This window comes from Rhodoferax sp. OV413 (assembly GCF_900104385.1).
Classification (GTDB): Bacteria; Pseudomonadota; Gammaproteobacteria; order Burkholderiales; family Burkholderiaceae_C; genus Rhodoferax_B.
Window position 1 is genome coordinate 654,040 of the sequence record NZ_FNJA01000002.1, and the last position, 19,479, is coordinate 673,518.

Consider the following 19,479-nt stretch of genomic DNA (forward strand, 5'->3'; position numbering starts at 1 on the left):
CTGCGGTCTCCGGTGTTCTTTGCGCGCATTATCGACGTCTGCCGGCTAGTAGACTCGCTGGATGGGAAAGATACCGACGTGAGCTACCCGCGCAGCACCAACCACCAGACTCCATGAGCTTCCCTCTTTTTGCATCCCCCGGCAGTGTGGTGTTTCTGGACGACGATCCCGACTACTTGGCCATGCTGCAGCTGCTGGCGCCCGCGGCCTGGCCGGTGCGCTTTTACCTGCGGCCTGCGCACTGCCTGCGCCAGCTACAGCAGGAGGTGGCCGACTGGGAGGCCGATGTGTGGGCCCAGCAGGAAATCATCGACCGCTGGCACCGCCATGGCACGCCGCTGATACCGCAGATCTTGCAGTACTGGGCGCAGCACGGCGCGCGCCGCTACGGCCTGACCCAGGTGTGCGTGGTCGACTACTCGATGCCGCTGACCGACGGCCTGCAGCTGCTGGACGCGCTGCGCGACTGGCCGGGCGCTAAGGTGCTGCTGACCGGCCAGGCCGACGAACAGTTGGCGGTGCAGGCCTTCAACCGTGGCCTGATCGCACAGTTCATCCCCAAGCAGGCGCCCGACATTTCCCGGCGCCTGGTGGATGCGGTTACCCAGCTGCTGGTAGCCACCTGCCAGCGCCATGCGGCCCTGTGGCGCGCCACGTTGACGCCCGTACAGAACGCCATGCTGCGCACCCCGGCGATGGCCCAGGCGCTGGCGCAATGGGTGGCGGCGCAGGGCTGGGTCGAGTACACGGTGATCGGTGCGCCGTTCGGCATCCTGGGGCGTAACGCGCAGGGCCAGACCGGTTGGCTGCAGCTTGAACCGCATAGCGGTCTCGACGAACTGGCGGAGCTGGCCGAATCCGTGGGGGCGGGGCCGTCGGCCCTGACCCAGATCCGCCAGGGCCGCCAGCTGATGGCCATCGAGCTTTGCCAAGCGCTAGGCTCCAAGACCTTGCCGGCCATGGCCGAGGCTTTCAGCCTGGGCGATGACGACAGCCTGTTGGGCGCGTTGTTTGCGGTGCCGGGCGACGTGGTGAGCAGCTTTGCCGAATGGATGGCAGAGCAGCCGCCACGCTTTATCCAAATCTAGCCCTGGCGCCAGGGCAGGCCGTGGAAGCGCCAGCCGCCTTGGCGGCCCCGGTGGGCATCGCCGTCCGGGTCGCCCTCGAAGCCTTCCAGGATGTTGTAGGCCTGCAGGCCCAGCTCGGTTGCGCGCTTGGCCGCGGCCACCGAGCGCACGCCGCTGCGGCACAGCAGCACGGCCTTTTTGCCGCCGGCCAGCGCGGCTTGCAGGCCGGCGTCAAAGCCCGGGTTCAGGGCCATGCCTGGCCACTGTTTCCAGGCCAGCGGCACGGCGCCGGGCACAAAGCCCACCCATTCGCGCTCGGCATCGGTGCGTACGTCGACCAATACCGCTTCACCGGCCTGCCACCACTGACAGGCCAGCTGGGGCGATACGTCGCCGGCATAGCCTTCGGCCGGGCGAGCCGCAGCGGCGGGCGCACCGGCATCGTGGCGCAGGCCGGACTGCAGGTTGGCGGGCACGGCTTCGTCCATGCGTTGCGGGCGGGGTAAATGCAATGCGTCCATGGTGGCGGTGAACTCCTCTAGGGTTTTGTGGGCGATACGGGGATTGTGTTCCCGCTCGTCGGCGATGCTGGAATGGCTGAGGCCATGGTAGTCGTGGCCCGGCCAGACCACGGTCTCGTCGGGCAGCGCAAACAGCACCTGCGTCAGGCTGTTGTACAGCGCCTTGGCGCTACCGGACTGGAAGTCGGTGCGGCCGCAGCCATTGATCAGCAAGGTGTCGCCGGTGAACACATGGTTGCGCCAGACGAAGCTCATGCTGCCCGCGGTATGGCCGGGCGTGTGCAGGGCCTGCAGGGTTTCGCCGCCAAAGCTGAGGAAGTCGCCATGCTGCAGCTGCACAGCCGCGCTGTGGATGCCGCAGCCGGCCGGGGCCGCCGTTTTGGCGCCGGTGTGTTCAGCCAGTTTGCCGGCACTGGTGATGTGGTCGGCGTGGGTGTGCGTCTCCAGCGTCCAGACCAGGGTTAGGCCCTGGGCTTGCAGCAGAGCCAGGTCGCGCTCCAGCTGGGTGTCCACCGGGTCGATGATGGCGGCGGAGCGGCTGGCGGGGTCTGCCAGCACATAGGTGTAGGTGCTGGTGGCGGGGTCGAAGAGTTGGATCGGTTGCATGGTCGGGCTCCGGGAATGCGGCAACCCTATTTTGCGGCTTGCAGCCCCACCCGGTGCCCCGTAAGTTAGCCCAGGGTAAAAAAGCGCATCTCCACCGTCTGCGGGTAGCGCGCGCCGCTGCCGACGAACAGCCGCTGGTTGATCCACTGCAAGGCCGGCGCCGCGGTTTCAAAGCGCGGCAGGCAGCGGAAGTAGATCTGCGCCGGGTCCACGGTTTCGCCGCGCACCAGGCGCGCCATCAGCTCGGCCGGCCCGGTGCGGATGGCGCGGTTGTGCACGTAGATCAGCTCGCCGCTGTCGGTCTCCAGGCAGTAGCGCGCGTCCAGCTCGGCCAGTTGCGCGTTCACCACCAGCTGGGCATCGGCTCCGCCGGGCAGCACCCGGGCGGTCCAGCCCTCGCCACGGGCGCTGCCGCCCAGGATAGGGATCAGGCGGCGGTGGCCGTGGTCGCTGGTACCGACTTCCTGCGGCGCCGCCACCTGCACCGACAGGTCGGCGAAGAAGGCCAGGCTGGGGGTGGCGATGGTGTCGGCGCTCATGGGGTGGCGCAGCTGAAGTTGCTGGCGTCTTCCATGCTGCCCGATCCCTTGTACTTGGCGTACAGCGGGTAGGCGCAAAGCGGCCGGCTGCGGTTCGGGAAGTAGCTGTTGCTGGCCGTGGCCACGGCACGGATGGTGTCGGGCGCAATGCCTTTTTCCACCCAGTCGACCATGGTTTGCAGCGAGTCAAAGCTGTCGGTGGCCGGGCCGCCCGAGCAGTGGTTCATGCCCGGCACCAGAAAGGTCCGCGCAAAGCCCTGGGTGGCGGCCAAGCCACCATTGTTGGCGCTGAGCCGGGCGTAGTAGGCCAGGGTGTCGGAGGCCGAGAAGATCGGGTCCGACATGCCGTGGATCAGCAGCAGCTTGCCACCGTGCTTCTGGTAGGCGGTCAGGGTGGCGTCGACATAGGTGTCGTACACCGCCGAGAACCAGGCCATGCGCGCCGGATCGGTATCGAAATTGAAGTTCAGCGCGTTGAACGTCGGGTCCGGCGGGGTGAAGAACTCGTGCACCAGCGCGTCGCGCATCAAGGTGTTGTAGCGCGAGTCAGGGGTGGCGGTGGTCGAGCTGCCCAGGGTCCAGCTGCGCCAGCCCGGGGCGGCCAGGCCCGGGTCCCAGGGCTGGCCGGTGTACAGCGCGCTGCCGGCGCTGTTCTTCGGGCCGCCGAACACGTCTTGCAGTGCACCCACCTGGGCGCTGCTCAGGCAGCTGGCGGTCTTGGCGCCCACGCACTGCAGCACGGCAGGGTTGAAGCTGCAGGCCTGCACGTTGTTGACCATGCCGTCGACCACGCCGTCGGCCCCATCGCAGGCGCTGTTGATGGCCTGGGCGGTGAGGTTCAGGTCGGCATCGCTGAAAGCCTGCGACAGGATGGGGTTGCCCGCGCCGTCCTGTGGCGCGATGGCCGTGAGCTGGCGGTTGTTCCACATCGCCGCCACCGTGGCGCCGCTGGACACGCGCATCGCCGGGGCGCCGGCAGTGATGCCGTCGAAGTAGTCCGGGAAGCGCTGCGAGAACATCATGCCCTGGCGGCCACCGCCCGAGCAGCCCGAGAAATAGGATTTGTCGGGCGTGCGGCCGTAGCGCTGGCGTATCAGTTCCTTGGCGCTGACGGCGGTCTTGTCGTGTGCGTTGTAGGCGTGGTCTATGCGCGCCTGCGGGTCCAGGCCGAACAGCGCACTGGTGCCGCTATGCCCTGCGTCGGTGGAGACCACGGCAAAGCCCTGGCCCAGCGGCGAGGCGGTGGCGATCGAGATGCTGGAGCTCAGCGAGGTGTCGCGCAGCGTGCCGTCGTTGCCGCCGCCACCCAGGTACAGGAAGCGGCCGTTCCAGTTGTCGGGCAGGCTCAGTTGGAAGCCGATCGCGTAGTTTCTGCCATCCACGCCGACGCGCGGGTTGATGCTGCCGGTCAACGTGCAATGGCCGGGCAGAAAGTCGCCGCTGCTGGCATTGCCCGGGCGCTTGGTGCCGGCCGGTACGTACTGGCTGGTCAGGGTGGCGGCCGACAGGCCGGCCTGGGCGGCCAGCTTGCTGCAGGCGGCGGCCGATGCGCTGGCATCCAGCGGTGCACCGGCGGCATTGCCGTCACTGCCGCCGCAGCCGGCGACCAGGCTGGCCAGCAGGCCAGCCAAGATGGAGTGTTTGGAGCGTTTGCGGCGCAGAAGGGGCAGGGTGTGCATGCGGTTTCCTGGCTGGGGTGCGGCGGCCATCAGTCGGCCTTGAATCCGGTGGCAGCCACGGCCTTGCCCCATTTGGCGGTGTCGGCGGCGATGCTGCGGGCGAAGTCTTCGCGGCTGCTGCCGGTGGCGCGAAAGCCCGCGTCCTCCAGCTTGGCCTTGCCTTCGGCGGATCGCACCACCTTGACGATGTCGGCATTCAGCTTGACCAGCACATCGGCCGGCGTTTTGGCCGGCGCCACCACGCCGAACCAGGAGTTGAATTCCAGCTCGGGGTAGCCTTGTTCCTTGAAGGTCGGCACCTCGGGCAGGGTGCTGGTGCGCACCGGGCCGGTGGTGGCCAGGGCCAGCAGCTTGCCGGCTTTGACCTGGGGCGCGGCCAGCCCCATGCTGGCGAACACGCCTTGCACATCGCCGCCGAACAGGCCTGTCAGCGCATCACCTGTCGACTTGTAGTGCACCGGCTCGGGCTGCAGCTTCAACGCGTCGCCCAGCATGAAGACCCCGAAATGCCCGGGTGTGCCGGCGCCAAAAGTGGCCATGAACAAGCCCTTTTGCGTCTTGGCAGCGTCCACGAAGTCCTTCACATTGCGGGCGGCCACCTTTTGCGGATTCACCAGAAAGGCGAAGTCCACACTGGCCACCTGGCTGACCGGGGCGAAGTCGCGCTGCACGTCGTAGGGCAGCTTGTTGTAGCTGCTGGGGGCGATGGCCAGCTGGCCGGTTTCTCCCAGCAGCAAGGTGTAGCCATCGGACGCGGCGCGGGCCACTTCGGTGGCGGCGATCAGGCCGCCGGCACCGGGCTTGTTGTCCACCACCACGCCCATGCCCCAGGCTTCGGCGAGCTTCTGGCCCAGCACCCGGGCCACGATGTCCGGCCCGGTGCCGGCGGCAAAGCCGACCACCAGGCGGACCGGTTTGCTGGGGTAGCTGGTCTGGGCGCTGGCGGCGCTGCAGGCCAGTGCGGTGAACAGGGTGGCGAGCACGCAGCGGCGTGAGGGAATGGGCATGGGGTGTCTCCGACTAGGTGTAATGCTGCATAGCGTAGGCGCCGGCCTGCCCGTATGCTGTCATCCCAGAAGATGACGCGTTAACCCTATAAGCGAAGGTACGAGGATGCGACAGTGGGCTGCCAATGCAAACGCCGCCACGCCCGGCGAGCTGCTGAACGTGCTGACCCAGGCGGTGCCCCGCCTGGGCGAGAACCACTTTGAGCAAACCCTGCTGGACAGCCTGTACCCGCTGCTGCCTGCTGCTTCCTGGTCGGTGTACCGCACCGGGCCGCTGTGTCAGCCGGTGATCTACATGTCGGCCAGCCACGGTGTGCCCGACACCACGCGCGACTGCTGGCGCGCTTACCTGTCTGGCCCGTACCTTGGCGACAGCACGCTGTACCGGGCTCCATCGGCGGCTGCGCCGCAGCAGCAGGTCAGCCACATCACCGCGCAAGAGGTGCCGCCCGAGCACCGGGCCAAGGTCTACGAGGCGCATGGCATGGCCGAACGGGTGTCGGTGGTGGAGCCGCAGGGCGACGGCGCGCTGTTTGCCCTCAACTTCTACCGCCACCAGCACCAGCGGCCGTTCAGCGATGCGCAGATTGCCGATTTCACCCAGCTGGCGCCCAGCTTGTTGGCGCTGGCCCACAAGCATCTGTTGTTGCGGCTGCCGCTGCCGCCCCACCCGACTCCCTCCGCACCCGCACGGGATGCGGGCTTTGCGGCCCAGGTGCTGCAGGTGCAGCGCCTGCACCCGGGGCTGACCTTGCGCGAATGCGAGGTTTGCGCCGGCATGCTGCAAGGCCTGACCCTGGACGGCATTGCCTGCCAGCTGGGCCTGGGCCTGCCCACCGTCAAAACCTACCGCAAGCGGGCCTTCGCCCGCCTGGGCATCCACTTCCGCAACGAGTTGTTCGCCCGGGTGCTGTCGGCCCAGGGCGTCTAGCTTCAGTCGTCCTTGCGGGTCCAGACGCCGATCAGCGCCTTGGTCTTTTGCCAGGCGGTGGTGCGCTCGTCGGACAGCACGTCCAGGAAGTCCGACAGGCGTTTCGACTTGACCATGGTGTAGACCGTCAGCGCCGTGGTCAGCACAAAGGTGATGGCAAAAATGCCCAGCCGGCGCCCCATGGGCGCATCGGCTTCGGCCAGCAGGTTCATGCCCAGGAAGCCGGTGGTCACGGTGCCGATCAGGCCGAAGATGGTTACCACCGTCAGGCGCACCACGGTGTTGGCCTGGCGGCGCAGGCTGTCGGCCTCCAGGTACTGGTTCATCTCGGCGATGCGCTCCTTGACCTCGGCGTACAGCGCGTCCAGCCCCAGGTGCTGGGAACACATCTGCGACAGCGCGCGCACCTGGGCCTGCTCGGACAGCTCGTGGAACCAGTAGCGGTGGGTGAAGCGCAGAAAGCTGCCAAAGCCCTCGCGTATGGCACGCTTGAACTGGCGGATGCTGGCGGCGTCGCTGATGTCCAGGTTCTTCAGCGCCTCGGCCAGCCGGTCGGAATACATCAGCAGCGCGGCCTTCTGGAAGTGGGCGATCAGGAACACCAGAAAGTGCTGGTGCCGGAACTGCGCCAGCACGCCGCGGTCGCGGCAGCCGTAGAACTGGCTGCTGGCATCGCCGACCACCACCATTGCATGGCCGTTGCACAGATAGCGGGTGTTCGGCGCGGCACCGGCGTCGGCCCAGAAGCGGTCGTAGCAGTATTTGTGTTCGAAGTCGCTCAGGTGCTGCTCTCCATAGGGCAGGGCGCAGTCGCCTGCCAGGTCCACCGGGCTGGAGCCGGTGACCAGGCCCAGGCGCACGAAGTCGCTGCGGGTCAGCGCGCGCGGTCGGTCCAGCGCCAGGTAGGCCATCAATGGCATGCGGTAGTACTCGATCTGCCGAAAGCGCAGCGGGCCTTCGTGGTCCGAATGGTCTCCCACCAGCGGCTGCATCACGTAGTCCCAATGGGCCGACATGCGCGGCGCGCGGCGGGTGCTGACATGGGCCATGAAGGCGTCGCGCTGGTTGGCGTCGGAGGCGGCCAGCACCTGGCCTTGCGCGTCCAGCCATTCGGCGCTGGCCAGGCAGTGCAAGGCCTGGCCGGTCGCGTCCCAGCCGGCCGGGTAGGCGCGGCCGAAGCGGTACATCAGTTCCTGCGCCTGCTCCAGGCCGAGCTTTTCGCCCACCACCTCGACGTTCAGCAGCACCAGGTCTACGTCCAGAAAGAAGTACAGGTCGACGTGCACGGTTTGCAGCGTGATCGGCGCGTCGCCGGGGCGTGGCACCACGCGCACCGCGGCAATGTCGTGGCGCCGGAACACCCGCATCGGCGAGCCCTGGGTCTTGCCGGGCTGGCCGTGCTTGGGCAGGCCCTCGCCGTACAGAAAGCGCTGCACATAGGGCAGGAAGGTGACGAACTCGTTGTAATGCCGCTCGTGGAAGCGGCTGCTGTCGCCGGTGAACTCGTCCACCACCTCGCGCCAGGGCGAGGCGTCGCCCATGTCGGCCAGCACCTGCCAGGGTTTGGCATGCTGGCCCTGGCTGCCGCGCACCGGCATCAGCCGCAGCGGCCAGAGCAAAACCTGGCGAAAGTGCTCAACCTGGGGGCGTGCGGGGGCGGCGGTTTCGGTGGACATCGTGGGCAATCCGTGGGCGGCTATTGCGCGAAGTGTAGAGGAGCCAGGGCCCGATGGGGCGTCCTTGCATTTTGCTATCTAAATAATAGCTGCTGGCGCTTGTGGAATGTGCGCCAGAGCCATTATTTTCATAAATTTCAACGCGGGCTGTAGCCACCCAGGAAGACCTGCACCGCCCGCGCCGCCATGCCCTTGGTCTGCTCGGGGCTCAGCTCGGGCAGGTCGCGGTAGAAGTAGCGGTGGTCGACCTCGGAATGCACCAGTGCCCCCAGGTGCTGGGCGGCGATCACCGGGTCGGACTGGCGCAAGCGGCCGCGGTCCATCAGCGTCTGCAGGTACGCGCCCATGGTGGCGATGCCCTGCTTCTGGCCGGCTTCGTAGAACAGCCGGCCCACGTCCGAATGGCCGGCCTCGGCCAGCACCAGGCGGTGGGCGGAAATGGTTTCGGACGCGCTCAGGAAGCTCAGCAGGCGTTCGCAGAAGCGCTCCAGCACGGCGGTCAGGTCTTCGTCCACGGCGGCCATCAGCTCGTCCATCGCAGGGTCGATGTGGTCGGCGCCGAACTTGTGCGCCAGGGTCATGAAGATGGCTTCTTTGGAGGGGAAATAGCCGTACAGCGTGGCCTTGGAGCCGCCCACGCGGGCCGCGATTTCGGCCATCGAGGTGCGCTCGTAGCCCATTTCCAGGAACACCTCGCCGGCGGTGCGCAGGATGGCATCGCGCTTGGCATCGGTTCGGACTTTCATCGTGTCTTCTCTTTTTAATTGAACTCAGGTGTTCATTTTTGATTGACAGGCGTCAAAAGTCAAATTTAAAATGAACTGTACGGTACTGTTTTGACTGGATAGCCATCTTGGCCATCTGCAGTGGCCGCCCAGGAGAATTCCCATGCCCATGCTTTTTTCATCCGTCCGCCGGCCCGCCGGTCTGGCCGTGGCCCTGGCGGCCAGCGCGCTGCTCGCCGCCTGCGGCAAAGCCCCGCAAGGCGGCCCACCGCCCCAACTGGGTACGCCCCAGGTCAGTTTTGTGGTGGTGCAGCCGCAGCGCGTGGCGCTGACCACTGAGCTGCCAGGCCGTACCGCGCCGGTGCTGGTCTCCGATGTGCGGCCGCAGATCACCGGCCTGGTGCAGACCCGGCGTTTTACCGAGGGCAGCGATGTGAAGGCTGGCGAGTTGCTGTACCAGATCGACCCGGCGACCTACCGCGCCAGTGCCGACAGTGCCCAGGCCGCGCTGGCCAAGGCCGAGGCAAACCTGGTGTCGGTCAAGCTCAAGGCCGGCCGCTACCAGGAGCTGGTGGCGATCAAGGCGGTCAGCCAGCAGGAAGCCGACGACGCGGCGGCGTCCTTGCTGCAAACCGAGGCTGATGTGGCCTCGGCCAAGGCCGCGCTGCAGACCGCCAAGATCAACCTCGACTACACCCGCATCACCTCGCCGATCAGCGGCCGGGTCGGCAAGTCCTCGGTCACGCCCGGTGCGCTGGTCACCGCCAACCAGGCCACCGCGCTGGCCACGGTGCAGCAGCTCAACCCCATCTATGTGGACGTTACCCAGTCCAGCAGCGAAGTGCTGCGCCTGAAGCGCGCGCTGTCCCAGGGCAGCCTGCGCAGCGGCACGGCCAAGGCCAAGCTGCTGCTGGAAGACGGCTCCAGCTATGCGCTGGAAGGCAAGCTCAAGTTTTCCGACGTGACGGTAGACACCAGCACCGGTGCCATCACCCTGCGGGCTGAGTTCCCGAATCCCACGGGCGAGCTGCTGCCCGGCATGTATGTGCGCGCCGTGCTGGAAGAAGGCGTGATGGAACAGGCGGTGCTGGCGCCCCAGCGGGCCGTGGCCCGCGACGCCACCGGCAAGCCCACAGCCTATGTGGTGACGGCCGACGGCAAGCTGGAGCAGCGCACGCTGCAAACCGGCCAGGCGATTGGCGACCAGTGGCTGGTAACCAGCGGCCTGCAAGCCGGCGACCGCCTGGTGGTCGAAGGCCAGCAGAAAGCCCGCCCAGGAGCCGCCGTGGATGCGGTGGCCTACGACCCCGCCCGTGCGGCCGCGGCCAAGCCGTCTGCCTCGGCACCCGCCAAGAGCTAAAGCCCAAGGACGACCACCATGGCCCGTTTTTTCATTGACCGCCCGATCTTCGCCTGGGTACTTGCCATCATCGTGATGCTGGCCGGTGTCCTGGCTATCAACACCCTGCCGATTGCGCAGTACCCCAGCATTGCGCCGCCGGCGATTGCCATTTCAGCCAACTACCCCGGCGCTTCCGCCAAGACCTTGGAAGACACCGTCACCCAGGTCATCGAACAGAAGATGAAGGGGCTGGACCGACTGTCCTACATGGCGTCGACCAGCGAGTCCTCGGGCTCGGTGACGATCACCCTGACCTTCGAGAACGGCACCGACCCCGACACCGCCCAGGTGCAGGTGCAGAACAAGCTGGCCCTGGCCACGCCGCTGCTGCCGCAAGAAGTGCAGCAGCAGGGCGTGCAGGTCACCAAGTCGGCCAGCAACTTCCTGGCCATTCTGGCCTTCACCTCGGAAGACGGCAGCATGGACGGCTCGGACCTGTCCGACTACGTGGCCGCCAATGTGCAGGAGCCGCTGAGCCGGGTCGAAGGCGTGGGCGACACCACCTTGTTCGGCTCGCAGTACGCGATGCGCGTCTGGCTGGACCCGAACAAACTGAACAACTTCAAGCTGACGCCGCTGGACGTGAAATCCGCGATCCAGGCACAGAACGCCCAGGTATCGGCTGGCCAACTGGGCGGCCTGCCGGCGGCCCAGAACCAGCAGCTGAATGCCACCATCACATCGCAGACCCGTCTCAAGACCGCGGCCGAGTTTGAATCCATCCTGCTGCGCACCCAGGCCGACGGCTCCCAGGTGCGGCTGCGCGACGTGGCCCGCATCGAGCTGGGCAGCGAAAGCTATGGCGTGGTGGCACGCTACAACGGCAAGCCGGCCGCCGGCCTGGCTATCAAGCTGGCCACCGGCGCAAATGCGCTGGACACGGTGCGCGGCGTCGACGCGCGGGTGGAAGAGCTGAGCAAGTTCTTCCCCACCGGCATGAAGGTGCAAAAGCCGTACGACACCACACCCTTTGTGCGCATCTCCATCGAGGAAGTCATCAAGACCCTGGTCGAAGCCGTGGTGCTGGTGTTCCTGGTGATGTTCCTGTTCCTGCAGAACTTCCGGGCCACGCTGATCCCGACGATTGCCGTGCCGGTGGTGCTGCTGGGTACCTTTGGTGTGCTGGCCGTGTTTGGCTATTCGATCAATACGCTGACCATGTTCGCCATGGTGCTGGCCATCGGCCTGCTGGTCGACGATGCGATCGTGGTGGTGGAAAACGTCGAGCGGGTGATGACCGAAGAGGGGCTGTCGCCACTGGAGGCCACGCGCAAATCCATGGGCCAGATCACCGGCGCACTGGTCGGCGTGGCCCTGGTGCTGGCCGCGGTGTTCGTGCCCATGGCCTTCTTCCCCGGCTCCACCGGCGTGATCTACCGCCAGTTCTCCATCACCATCGTCGCGGCGATGACGCTGTCGGTGTTCGTGGCCATGGTGCTGACCCCCGCGCTGTGCGCCACCCTGCTCAAGCCGGTGGCCAAGGGCCATGCGATGGCCAGCACCGGCTTCTTCGGCTGGTTCAACCGCAACTTCGACCGCGGTAATAGCCGCTACCAGGGCGTGGTGCGCCACATGGTGGGCAAGGGCTGGCGCTACATGGCCGCCTATGCGGTGATCGTTGCCATGGTGGTGTTCGGCTTCCTCAAGCTGCCGGTCGGCTTCTTGCCCGACGAAGACCAGGGCACTTTGTTTGGCCTGGTCCAGCTATCGCCCGGTGCCGCCCAGTCGCGCACCTTGGACGTGATGAAGCAGGTCGAACACCATTTCCTGGAAGACCAGAAAGACGCGGTCGAAGGCTTGTTCACCGTGGCGGGCTTCAGCTTTGCCGGTAGCGGCCAGAACGCAGGCCTGGTGTTTGTGCGCCTCAAGTCCTGGGACCAGCGCGCGACCGAGGCGCTGAGCGTCAGCGGTGTGGCAGCCAAGGCCGGCGCCTTCTTTGCCACCATCCGCGATGCGCAGGTGTTTGCCTTCGCGCCGCCAGCGGTGTCCGAGCTGGGCAACGCTACCGGCTTCGACCTGATGCTGCAAGACCGCGCGAATCTGGGCCACGATGCCCTGATGCAGGCGCGGAATCAGCTGCTCGGCCTGCTGGCCCAAGAAGACGGCCTGGTGGCGGTGCGCCCTAACGGCCTGGAGGACACGCCCGAGTTCAAGCTCGACATCGACGCCCACAAGGCGGGCGCCATGGGCCTGACCATGGCCGACATCAACGACACCTTCTCCGCCGCCTGGGGCAGCAGCTATGTGAACGACTTCATCGACAAGGGCCGCGTCAAAAAGGTGATGATGCAGGCCGATGCCCAGTACCGCATGCTGCCCGAAGACATCAACAACTGGTATGTGCGCAACAGCGCCGGCAGCATGGTGCCGTTCTCGGCCTTCTCTACCGCCAGCTGGTCGGTGGGCTCGCCGCGGCTGGAGCGCTACAACGGCGTGCCCTCGGTCGAAATCCTGGGCATGGCCAAGCCGGGCACCGCGTCCAGTGGCCAGGCGTTGGCCATCGTGGAAGCTGCGGTGGCCAAGCTGCCGCCCGGCATAGGCTACGAATGGACGGGCCTGTCGCTGCAGGAAAAGCAGTCCAGCGGCCAGACCGCGCTGCTCTACGGCCTGTCGATCCTGATCGTCTTCCTGTGCCTGGCCGCGCTGTACGAGAGCTGGGCGATCCCGTTCTCCGTCATCATGGTGGTGCCGTTGGGTGTGTTCGGCGCCTTGCTGGGCGCGATGCTGACCTGGAAGATGAACGACGTGTACTTCCAGGTGGGCTTGCTCACCACCATCGGTCTGGCCTGCAAGAACGCGATCCTGATCGTCGAGTTCGCCAAGGACTTGCAGGCCCAGGGCATGGGCCTGGTCGAGTCGGCCATTACTGCCGCCCGGCTGCGCCTGCGGCCGATCCTGATGACCTCGCTGGCCTTCATCCTGGGCGTGCTGCCCCTGGTGCTGGGCAGCGGGGCCGGTGCCGGCGCCCAGAACGCGCTGGGCACGGCCGTGATCGGCGGCATGATTTCCGGCACCGTGCTGGCGATCTTCTTCGTGCCGGTGTTCTTTGTGCTGGTGCGCAGCATCTTCAAGGGCAAACCGGCTCCTGCCGCACCCGCATTGCCGCAGCCTGCGGCCACCATCCAAGAGGCACACTGATATGAAAAAACGCAACTTCACCGTCCTGGCCTTGGCCTTGGCGCTGGCCGGCTGCAGCAGCCTGGCGCCCGACTACCAGCGCCCGGCAGCGCCCGTGCCCGCCAGCTTTGCCACCAGCAGCACAGCGCCATCTGGCGCGGCGGCGGCCGATATTGATTGGCGCAGCTTCTTTGCCGATGCGCGGTTGCAGCGCCTGATCGAACAGGCCCTGGCCAACAACCGCGACCTGCGGATCGCCGTGCTCAACATCGAGCAGGCGCGCGCCCAGTACCGCATCCAGGACGCCAGCAGCTGGCCTACGGTGAACGCCAGCGGCAGCAATACCGCCGGCCGCACGCCGGCCAGCCTGTCGGGCACCGGGCAGGCGGTGGTGGGCCACCAGTACAGCGCGACCATCGGCTTCAGCGCCTACGAGCTGGACCTGTTTGGCCGTGTGCGCAGCCTGAACGCTCAGGCGCTGGAGAGCTTTCTGGCCACCGCCGAGGCCCGCCGCAGCACCCAGATCAGCCTGGTCGCCGAGGTGGCCAGCGCCTACCTGACCTGGGCGGCCGATGCCGAGCGCCTGGCGCTGGCGCAGCAAACCCTGCGCAGCCAGAGCGACTCGTTCGCGCTGACCCAGTGCAGCTACCAACTGGGCAATGCCTCGGCCCTGACCCTGCGCCAGCAGCAGACCAGCGTGGACACGGCGCGGGTCGACGTGGCCCGCTACACCGGCCAGGTGGCGCTGGACCAGAACGCGCTGGCCTTGCTGGTCGGCGCGCCGGTGCCGGCCGATCTCGCGCCCACCAGCCTGGGCGACAGCCTGGGCCCGCTGGAAAACCTGCCCGCCGGCCTGCCGTCGGACCTGCTGCAGCGCCGCCCCGACATCCTGCAAGCCGAGCACCAGCTGAAGGCCGCCAACTTCAACATTGGCGCCATGCGCGCGGCTTTCTATCCGCGCATCAGCCTCACCGCCTCGCTGGGTTCGGGCAGCAACGAGCTGTCGAGCCTGTTCAAGGCTGGCTCGGGCAGCTGGAGCTTTGTGCCGCAGATCAGCCTGCCGCTGTTCGACGGTGGCAGCAACCAGGCGAACCTGGACTACGCCACCATCGGACGTGACATCAACGTGGCAACCTACGAGAAGACCATCCAGACCGCCTTCCGCGAGGTAGCCGATGCGCTGGCCCAGCGCGGCACCCTGGGCGCCCAGCTGGAAGCCCAGCAGTCGCTGGTGGGCGCGACCTCCGAGTCGTTCCAGCTGTCGGACGCGCGTTTCCAGAAGGGCGTGGACAGCTACCTCAGCGTGCTGGACGCGCAGCGCTCGCTGTACACCGCCCAGCAGACCCTGATCGGTACCCGTTTGTCACGCGTGTCCAACGCGGTCACGCTGTACAAGGTGCTGGGTGGGGGCTGGACCGGCGAGTCTGCTATTTAAATGAGAGCTGCTAGCGCAGGTGGAATGTGCGCCAGAGCCTCATTTTTTATAAATCCTGCTCACCAGTTAGCGGGGTCAACTCGGTAGTAGCCGCAGAGTTCGCGGTACAGCGCCGGGTCGTAGGCGGCCAGTTCGGCGGCTTGCTCGAAGAACACCTCGGACACCACGGCAAAGAACTCGGCCGGGTCTTGCGCGCCGTAGTGGTTCAGCAGGCCGGGCTCGCCCGCATGGGCCTGGGCTTGCAGCCGGGCGTAGGCGGCGTTGAACACCTGTGACCAGCGCTGCGGGTCGGCGCCATGCGGGCGCAGCGGCGCTCCATTCGCCGGGCCGTTCTCCTGGTCCAGCTGGTGGGCGAATTCATGGATCACCACGTTGCGGCCATCGTCGGCCACGGCCGCGCCTTCCAGCGTGTCCTGCCACGACAGGATCACCTGGCCTTGCGACCAGGATTCGCCGGCCAGCGCATGGCGTTGCTCCTGCTGCACGCCCGCGCCGTCGGTGCTGGCGCGCTGCACCGCGAACGCGCCGGGGTAGACCAGGATCTGCCGCAGATTGCGGTAGTAGCCGGTGGGCCGGTTCAGCAACAGCAGGCAGGCCTGGGCGGCGACCACCACCCGCATTTCTTCGGTGATCTGCAGCCCGGCGCAGCCCAGAAAGGCTTTTTCGGCGATGAATACCTGCATGTGTTTTTTCAGCTGCAGCTGCAGGTCTACCGGCAGGCGCCGCACCAGGGGCACGCGGCGGCGCAATATCTTGCGCCAGGCCGCCGGAAACACCTGCCCGCGCAGCTGCTGCCGGCGCCGCGCGACCCACCAGGCCGGCAGCCACCAGCCCAGCGCGCAGATGGCGGCCAGTATCAGCAGGGCAATGAGGGTGGCGGTGGATGTGTCCATAAAAATCGGTGCAGGCACTGCTAGCTGGGTGCCGGCTTGGCGTTTGCAATGCCGCTCCCCATAATTCTGTCGATGCACTATCCACCTGCTTTGACCCGCCGCCTATTGCTGGCTATGGCGGCGTGCACGCCACTGGGCCTGCGCGCGCAAGCCGCCGTGGTGGCCGATGAAACCTGGACCGACGCCACCCGCCAGCGCGCGCTGCCGGTCAAGATCCGCTGGCCGGCTACGCCGGGGGCTGTGTTGCCGGTGCTGCTGTACTCGCACGGCCTGGGCGGCTCGCGCGACGGCGGGGCGGTCTGGGGCCAGGCCTGGGCGGATGCGGGATGCGTGGTCGTACACCTGCAGCACCCGGGCAGCGATACCGACGCGGCCCGCGCCGCAGGCCTGAACCGGGCCGCGCTGCGCAGCCTGGCCAGCGCGGAACAGCTGCGCCAGCGCCTGCAGGACGTGGTCTTTGTACTGGACGAGATCGCCCGCCGCCAGCGTGCGGGCCAGGGCGCTTGGGCCCGTGTCCGGCCCGATGCGTTGGGCTTGGGCGGCCATTCCTTTGGCACCCACACCACGCTGGGCATGGCAGGGCAAAGCTACCCCGGTTTCGCGGGCATGGACGAGCCCCGGCTGGCCGCCTTCATCGCCTTGTCGCCCACCTTGCCGATGGCCGGCGACGCCACCCAGGCCTTTGCCCGCGTGACCCGCCCGCTGCTGGCGGTGACCGGCACGCGCGACGACGACGTGGCCGACATGGGTGCCACCCCGGAGCGCCGTCGCGCTGTCTTCGACGCCTTGCCGCCCGGCGGCAAGGCCCTGCTGGTGCTGCAGGATGCCGACCACATGACGCTGGGCGGCGGGGCTGGCGCGGCCAGACGCCCGCTGATGGAGGCCCGTCGCAACGAGTCCACCCGCGCCCAACAGCAGCGCCACCACGCGCTGCTGGCGCAAACCAGTACCGATTGGTGGCGCGCGCACTTGCTGGGCGATGCCGCTGCCCGGGCTCGGATGCTGCGTCCTGCGGGTTTGGCGGTGGGCGATGTCTGGCAGCAAAAGTAGGGGGCGGGCGTCAAAGTGATAGCAATGACAACCGCCGCCCTGCCGACACGGTTTACAGGCATTTATTCACGTAAAGGCTGCTACAACTTGGGGTCGACCCTAGGGTAAAACGAGGGCACTGGGCGCAAGATTAACAGGCGGCGAAGGTATACAAAGTGCCCGTCGTGAACACCATGTCAACAGACTGTGACCCCGGCAAGGCGCCCACCGGTTTGCTTTCAACGGAACCCGCCGGTTACCGCGAGGTTCGGCAGGCGGCCATATGCGTTTTGGTGTCGCTGGTGGTGTTTTTCGCGGCAGTGCCTTTTGCCAAAACGCCGCTGGTGCAGGCGTTTGCCTTCATCCCCATGTACGTGTCGGCCCTGGTGATTTGCGACCTGATCACCGCCGTGCTGCTGTTTGGCCAGTTCAGCGTGCTGCAAACGCCGGCACTGCTGGTCTTGGCCAGCGGCTACTTGTTCACCGCATCTGCCACCGTGGTCTATATGCTGATCTTTCCGGGGCTGTTTTCCCCGACCGGGTTGTTCGGCGCCGGCCCGCAGACATCTTCGGCGATGTACATGTTCTGGCACAGCGGCTTTCCGCTGGCGGTCATCGGCTACACCCTGCTGAAGGGCAAAAAAATCAAGCCCCGCAAGCTGCCGCTGCTGATACTGGCGTCGCCCCGTACCGCGATTGCCACCGCTGCGGTCGTGGTGCTCAGCGTGGTGGTGGGGTTCGGTATCTTCGCCACCTGGGGGCAGGCCTGGATTCCGATTTTCCTGAACGAACACCGCACCACCACCACCGGGCGCATGTTTTTGTTCGGCGTCTGGCTGCTCAGCCTGATCGCCCTGGTGGGGGTGTGGAAGAAGCGGCCGCATACCGTGCTCGATATATGGCTGCAGGTGGTCATGTGCGTGTGGCTGTTCGACATTGCGCTGGCAGCACTGTTGAACTCCGGCCGCTACGACCTGGGCTGGTATGTCGGCCGGATCTACGGTTTGCTGGCTGCCAGCTTTCTGCTGGTGGTGTTGCTGGTGGAAGATCTGAAGCAGTACAAGCGCCTGTTCCAGCTCTCGGTCAAGCTCAGTGCGGCGAATACCGTCTTGGCCAATCTGGCACGGCATGACAGCCTGACGGGGCTGGCCAACCGGCGGTTTTTTGACGAGTACCTGGCCGAGCAGATCGCGATTGCGAACCGCTTCAACCGGCCCCTGGCGCTGATCCTGTGCGACATCGACCACTTCAAGAACTTCAACGACCACTATGGGCACCAGGAGGGCGACGCCTGCCTGAAGCGCATCGCCCGCGTACTCAAGTCCTGCTCGCGGCGCCCGGCCGATATGGTGGCGCGCTACGGTGGCGAAGAGTTCGCCTTCATCCTGCCCGACACCGATTTGCGCGCTGCGGCACGGGTGGCGGAAGAGGTCCGGGCCGAAGTCAGCCGCCTGGGGATCTCGCATGCCTATTCCTCGGCCGGGTCTTGCGTCAGCATCAGCAGCGGGGTGTCCGAACTGGTGTCGTCCATGAAGGCCACGCAGCTGATTTCTGCGGCGGACAATTTTCTCTATAAAGCCAAGGGCCAGGGCCGGAATCAGGTGGTCAGCACCTGGGCGAGCGTCTAGGCCCGGTAGGCCAGAGAAACCTGTTTTGCTATATTTAAAGTAGCATGTTGCGTTGATCCTGCCTGCGCCAGAGCCCTGTTTTGCTTAAATCTGGGCGGCAGCACCCTGGCACCCCCGGCTTTGCAGGATTGTTGGCGATGTTTGCCCGATTCTCCGGGATGGCGGCAAAAGGGCAGACAAGCGCGGGCCAGATGCGTAAGCTTGGTTCCATGCTGACATCCACCCCCCAGGCACTGCGCGACGAACGGTCTGCCAACCCATTGCAGGCCACGGTCATGCGGGCCGAACTGGCCGCCCTGATCGACCGCTTCACCGGCACCGACGGCGCCCACGCGACGCTGATTCCGCGCCTGACCCTGGCCCGGATTTCGCACAGCCAGCATCCGGTGCACACGGTGTACGAGCCGGCCTTCTGCGTGCTGGCGCAAGGCAGCAAGCGGGTGCTGCTGGGCGACGAGGTCTACGTGTACGACAGCAACCACTACCTGGTGGTTGGGCAGAACCTGCCGGTGGCCGGCCAGGTTGTCGACGCATCGCCCGAGGCGCCATACCTGAGCATGCGGCTGTTCTTTGACGTCAAGGACATTGCCGCACTGGCGCTGGACCTGCAGCTCGGCCAAGCCTTTCCCGCGCGGGCCTCGCAGCGCGGGATCTTCACCGGCACGCTGTCCGCCACGCTGCTGGACCCGCTGCTGCGCCTGGTCAAGCTGCTGGATACGCCCGAGGAAGTGGCCGCGCTGGCGCCGCTGATCACCCGCGAGATCCTGTATCGCCTGCTGAAGTCGCCCGACGGCTGGCGCCTGGTGCAGATGGCCATGGTGGACAGCCACAGCCAGCGTATCGCCCAGGCCATCAGCCTGCTGTCGCAGCGCTACCAGGAGCCGCTGCGCGTCGACGAGCTGGCCAACGAGGTGCACATGAGCGTGTCCTCGCTGCACCAGCATTTCAAGGCCGTCACCGCGATGAGCCCGCTGCAGTTCCAGAAGCAGCTGCGCCTGCAGGAGGCACGCCGCATCATGATCAGCGAGCACCTGGACGCCGCCGCCGCGGGCCACCGCGTCGGCTACGAGAGCCAGTCGCAGTTCAACCGCGAATACAGCCGCTTCTTCGGCTCGCCGCCCGTGCGCGACGTCAAGCGTCTGCGCGAACAACAGCTAAGCCGGGCTTAGCCAAGCTCTCCGCCATCCTCCATTGGCCCCGCTTGCGGCAGGCCCGGGGAGCGTG

Annotated in this window: 15 protein-coding genes and 1 pseudogene; 8 read left to right on the forward strand and 8 right to left on the reverse strand. The window is 66.7% G+C overall.

Annotated elements, in window-relative coordinates:
- Positions 1–113: 113 nt before the first annotated feature.
- Positions 114–1,088 carry a DNA-binding transcriptional response regulator gene (locus tag BLT66_RS10565; RefSeq protein ID WP_176955029.1) on the forward strand — a complete coding sequence of 325 codons (975 nt, stop codon included), beginning with the start codon at positions 114–116 and terminating at the stop codon, positions 1,086–1,088.
- Here BLT66_RS10565 and BLT66_RS27155 read toward each other — a convergent pair.
- The 5 genes and pseudogenes from BLT66_RS27155 to BLT66_RS10585 all read right to left on the reverse strand — a co-directional run bounded on the left by BLT66_RS27155 (position 1,085) and on the right by BLT66_RS10585 (position 5,419).
- Positions 1,085–1,555 (reverse strand): rhodanese-like domain-containing protein, encoded by a 471-nt coding sequence (locus BLT66_RS27155; RefSeq protein ID WP_255406881.1) that lies wholly within the window; start codon positions 1,553–1,555, stop codon positions 1,085–1,087. The two genes, BLT66_RS10565 and BLT66_RS27155, sit on opposite strands and share 4 nt — an antisense overlap.
- A gap of 138 nt (positions 1,556–1,693) precedes the next feature.
- Positions 1,694–2,194, reverse strand: a pseudogene (locus BLT66_RS27160) (MBL fold metallo-hydrolase); the annotation flags it as partial.
- Between the two features lie 65 nt (positions 2,195–2,259).
- Positions 2,260–2,733: a DUF3237 domain-containing protein gene (locus tag BLT66_RS10575; protein WP_092757632.1), complete on the reverse strand. Its 474-nt coding sequence runs from the start codon at positions 2,731–2,733 to the stop codon at positions 2,260–2,262.
- Positions 2,730–4,412 (reverse strand): DUF6351 family protein, encoded by a 1,683-nt coding sequence (locus tag BLT66_RS10580; protein WP_092757633.1) that lies wholly within the window; start codon positions 4,410–4,412, stop codon positions 2,730–2,732. Before BLT66_RS10580 ends, BLT66_RS10575 begins: the two co-directional genes overlap by 4 nt.
- Before the next feature lie 29 nt (positions 4,413–4,441).
- Entirely contained in the window at positions 4,442–5,419 is a 978-nt protein-coding gene (locus BLT66_RS10585; protein ID WP_092757634.1) for a Bug family tripartite tricarboxylate transporter substrate binding protein, read from the reverse strand.
- Positions 5,420–5,525: 106 nt separating this feature from the next.
- Between BLT66_RS10585 and BLT66_RS10590 the strand changes: the two genes are divergently transcribed.
- Positions 5,526–6,350 carry a helix-turn-helix domain-containing protein gene (locus tag BLT66_RS10590; RefSeq protein WP_092757635.1) on the forward strand — a complete coding sequence of 275 codons (825 nt, stop codon included), beginning with the start codon at positions 5,526–5,528 and terminating at the stop codon, positions 6,348–6,350.
- Positions 6,351–6,352: 2 nt separating this feature from the next.
- On the opposite strand, the gene BLT66_RS10595 is transcribed toward BLT66_RS10590, so the two are convergent.
- Both BLT66_RS10595 and BLT66_RS10600 read right to left on the reverse strand, forming a co-directional pair.
- Positions 6,353–8,026 carry a magnesium transporter CorA family protein gene (locus BLT66_RS10595; protein ID WP_092757636.1) on the reverse strand — a complete coding sequence of 558 codons (1,674 nt, stop codon included), beginning with the start codon at positions 8,024–8,026 and terminating at the stop codon, positions 6,353–6,355.
- 137 nt (positions 8,027–8,163) lie between these two features.
- Complete coding sequence (locus BLT66_RS10600; protein WP_092757637.1) at positions 8,164–8,772, reverse strand: TetR/AcrR family transcriptional regulator; 609 nt, start codon at positions 8,770–8,772, stop codon at positions 8,164–8,166.
- Between the two features lie 142 nt (positions 8,773–8,914).
- Here BLT66_RS10600 and BLT66_RS10605 point away from each other — a divergent pair, with 142 nt between their 5' ends.
- Genes BLT66_RS10605 through adeC form a run of 3 tightly spaced genes read left to right on the forward strand, consistent with a single transcriptional unit; the run spans position 8,915 to position 14,705 of the window.
- Positions 8,915–10,111, forward strand: coding sequence for an efflux RND transporter periplasmic adaptor subunit (locus BLT66_RS10605; RefSeq protein WP_369821590.1), 1,197 nt, complete (start codon positions 8,915–8,917; stop codon positions 10,109–10,111).
- 18 nt (positions 10,112–10,129) lie between these two features.
- Entirely contained in the window at positions 10,130–13,291 is a 3,162-nt protein-coding gene (locus tag BLT66_RS10610) for an efflux RND transporter permease subunit (protein ID WP_092757638.1), read from the forward strand.
- Position 13,292: 1 nt separating this feature from the next.
- A complete protein-coding gene (gene adeC, locus BLT66_RS10615; protein WP_092757639.1) occupies positions 13,293–14,705 on the forward strand; it encodes an AdeC/AdeK/OprM family multidrug efflux complex outer membrane factor in 1,413 nt (470 codons plus the stop codon).
- Positions 14,706–14,764: 59 nt separating this feature from the next.
- On the opposite strand, the gene BLT66_RS10620 is transcribed toward adeC, so the two are convergent.
- The gene (locus BLT66_RS10620; RefSeq protein ID WP_092757640.1) at positions 14,765–15,598 is read right to left on the reverse strand and encodes a M90 family metallopeptidase; all 834 of its coding nucleotides are present in this window, start codon (positions 15,596–15,598) and stop codon (positions 14,765–14,767) included.
- Positions 15,599–15,646: 48 nt separating this feature from the next.
- On the opposite strand from BLT66_RS10620, the gene BLT66_RS10625 reads away from it, so the two are divergent.
- The 3 genes from BLT66_RS10625 (at position 15,647) to BLT66_RS10635 (ending at position 19,424) form a co-directional block, all read left to right on the forward strand.
- Positions 15,647–16,648, forward strand: coding sequence for an alpha/beta hydrolase family protein (locus BLT66_RS10625; protein WP_143029190.1), 1,002 nt, complete (start codon positions 15,647–15,649; stop codon positions 16,646–16,648).
- A 173-nt stretch (positions 16,649–16,821) separates the two neighbouring features.
- On the forward strand, positions 16,822–18,255 hold the full coding sequence (locus BLT66_RS10630) for a sensor domain-containing diguanylate cyclase (protein WP_092757879.1): 1,434 nt from the start codon (positions 16,822–16,824) through the stop codon (positions 18,253–18,255).
- 209 nt (positions 18,256–18,464) lie between these two features.
- Positions 18,465–19,424 carry an AraC family transcriptional regulator gene (locus BLT66_RS10635; protein WP_255406865.1) on the forward strand — a complete coding sequence of 320 codons (960 nt, stop codon included), beginning with the start codon at positions 18,465–18,467 and terminating at the stop codon, positions 19,422–19,424.
- Positions 19,425–19,479: the final 55 nt, after the last annotated feature.

Bases quoted from the DNA above. Each gene is read 5' to 3' on its own strand.
- BLT66_RS10585 (WP_092757634.1), bottom strand. From the start codon at position 5,419: ATGCCCATTCCCTCACGCCGCTGCGTGCTCGCCACCCTGTTCACCGCA.
- adeC (WP_092757639.1), top strand. From the start codon at position 13,293: ATGAAAAAACGCAACTTCACCGTCCTGGCCTTGGCCTTGGCGCTGGCC.
- BLT66_RS10605 (WP_369821590.1), top strand. From the start codon at position 8,915: ATGCCCATGCTTTTTTCATCCGTCCGCCGGCCCGCCGGTCTGGCCGTG.
- BLT66_RS10620 (WP_092757640.1), bottom strand. From the start codon at position 15,598: ATGGACACATCCACCGCCACCCTCATTGCCCTGCTGATACTGGCCGCC.
- BLT66_RS10610 (WP_092757638.1), top strand. From the start codon at position 10,130: ATGGCCCGTTTTTTCATTGACCGCCCGATCTTCGCCTGGGTACTTGCC.
- BLT66_RS10600 (WP_092757637.1), bottom strand. From the start codon at position 8,772: ATGAAAGTCCGAACCGATGCCAAGCGCGATGCCATCCTGCGCACCGCC.
- BLT66_RS10580 (WP_092757633.1), bottom strand. From the start codon at position 4,412: ATGCACACCCTGCCCCTTCTGCGCCGCAAACGCTCCAAACACTCCATC.
- BLT66_RS10565 (WP_176955029.1), top strand. From the start codon at position 114: ATGAGCTTCCCTCTTTTTGCATCCCCCGGCAGTGTGGTGTTTCTGGAC.
- BLT66_RS10575 (WP_092757632.1), bottom strand. From the start codon at position 2,733: ATGAGCGCCGACACCATCGCCACCCCCAGCCTGGCCTTCTTCGCCGAC.
- BLT66_RS10625 (WP_143029190.1), top strand. From the start codon at position 15,647: ATGCCGCTCCCCATAATTCTGTCGATGCACTATCCACCTGCTTTGACC.
- BLT66_RS27155 (WP_255406881.1), bottom strand. From the start codon at position 1,555: ATGGACGAAGCCGTGCCCGCCAACCTGCAGTCCGGCCTGCGCCACGAT.
- BLT66_RS10635 (WP_255406865.1), top strand. From the start codon at position 18,465: ATGCTGACATCCACCCCCCAGGCACTGCGCGACGAACGGTCTGCCAAC.
- BLT66_RS10630 (WP_092757879.1), top strand. From the start codon at position 16,822: ATGTCAACAGACTGTGACCCCGGCAAGGCGCCCACCGGTTTGCTTTCA.
- BLT66_RS10595 (WP_092757636.1), bottom strand. From the start codon at position 8,026: ATGTCCACCGAAACCGCCGCCCCCGCACGCCCCCAGGTTGAGCACTTT.
- BLT66_RS10590 (WP_092757635.1), top strand. From the start codon at position 5,526: ATGCGACAGTGGGCTGCCAATGCAAACGCCGCCACGCCCGGCGAGCTG.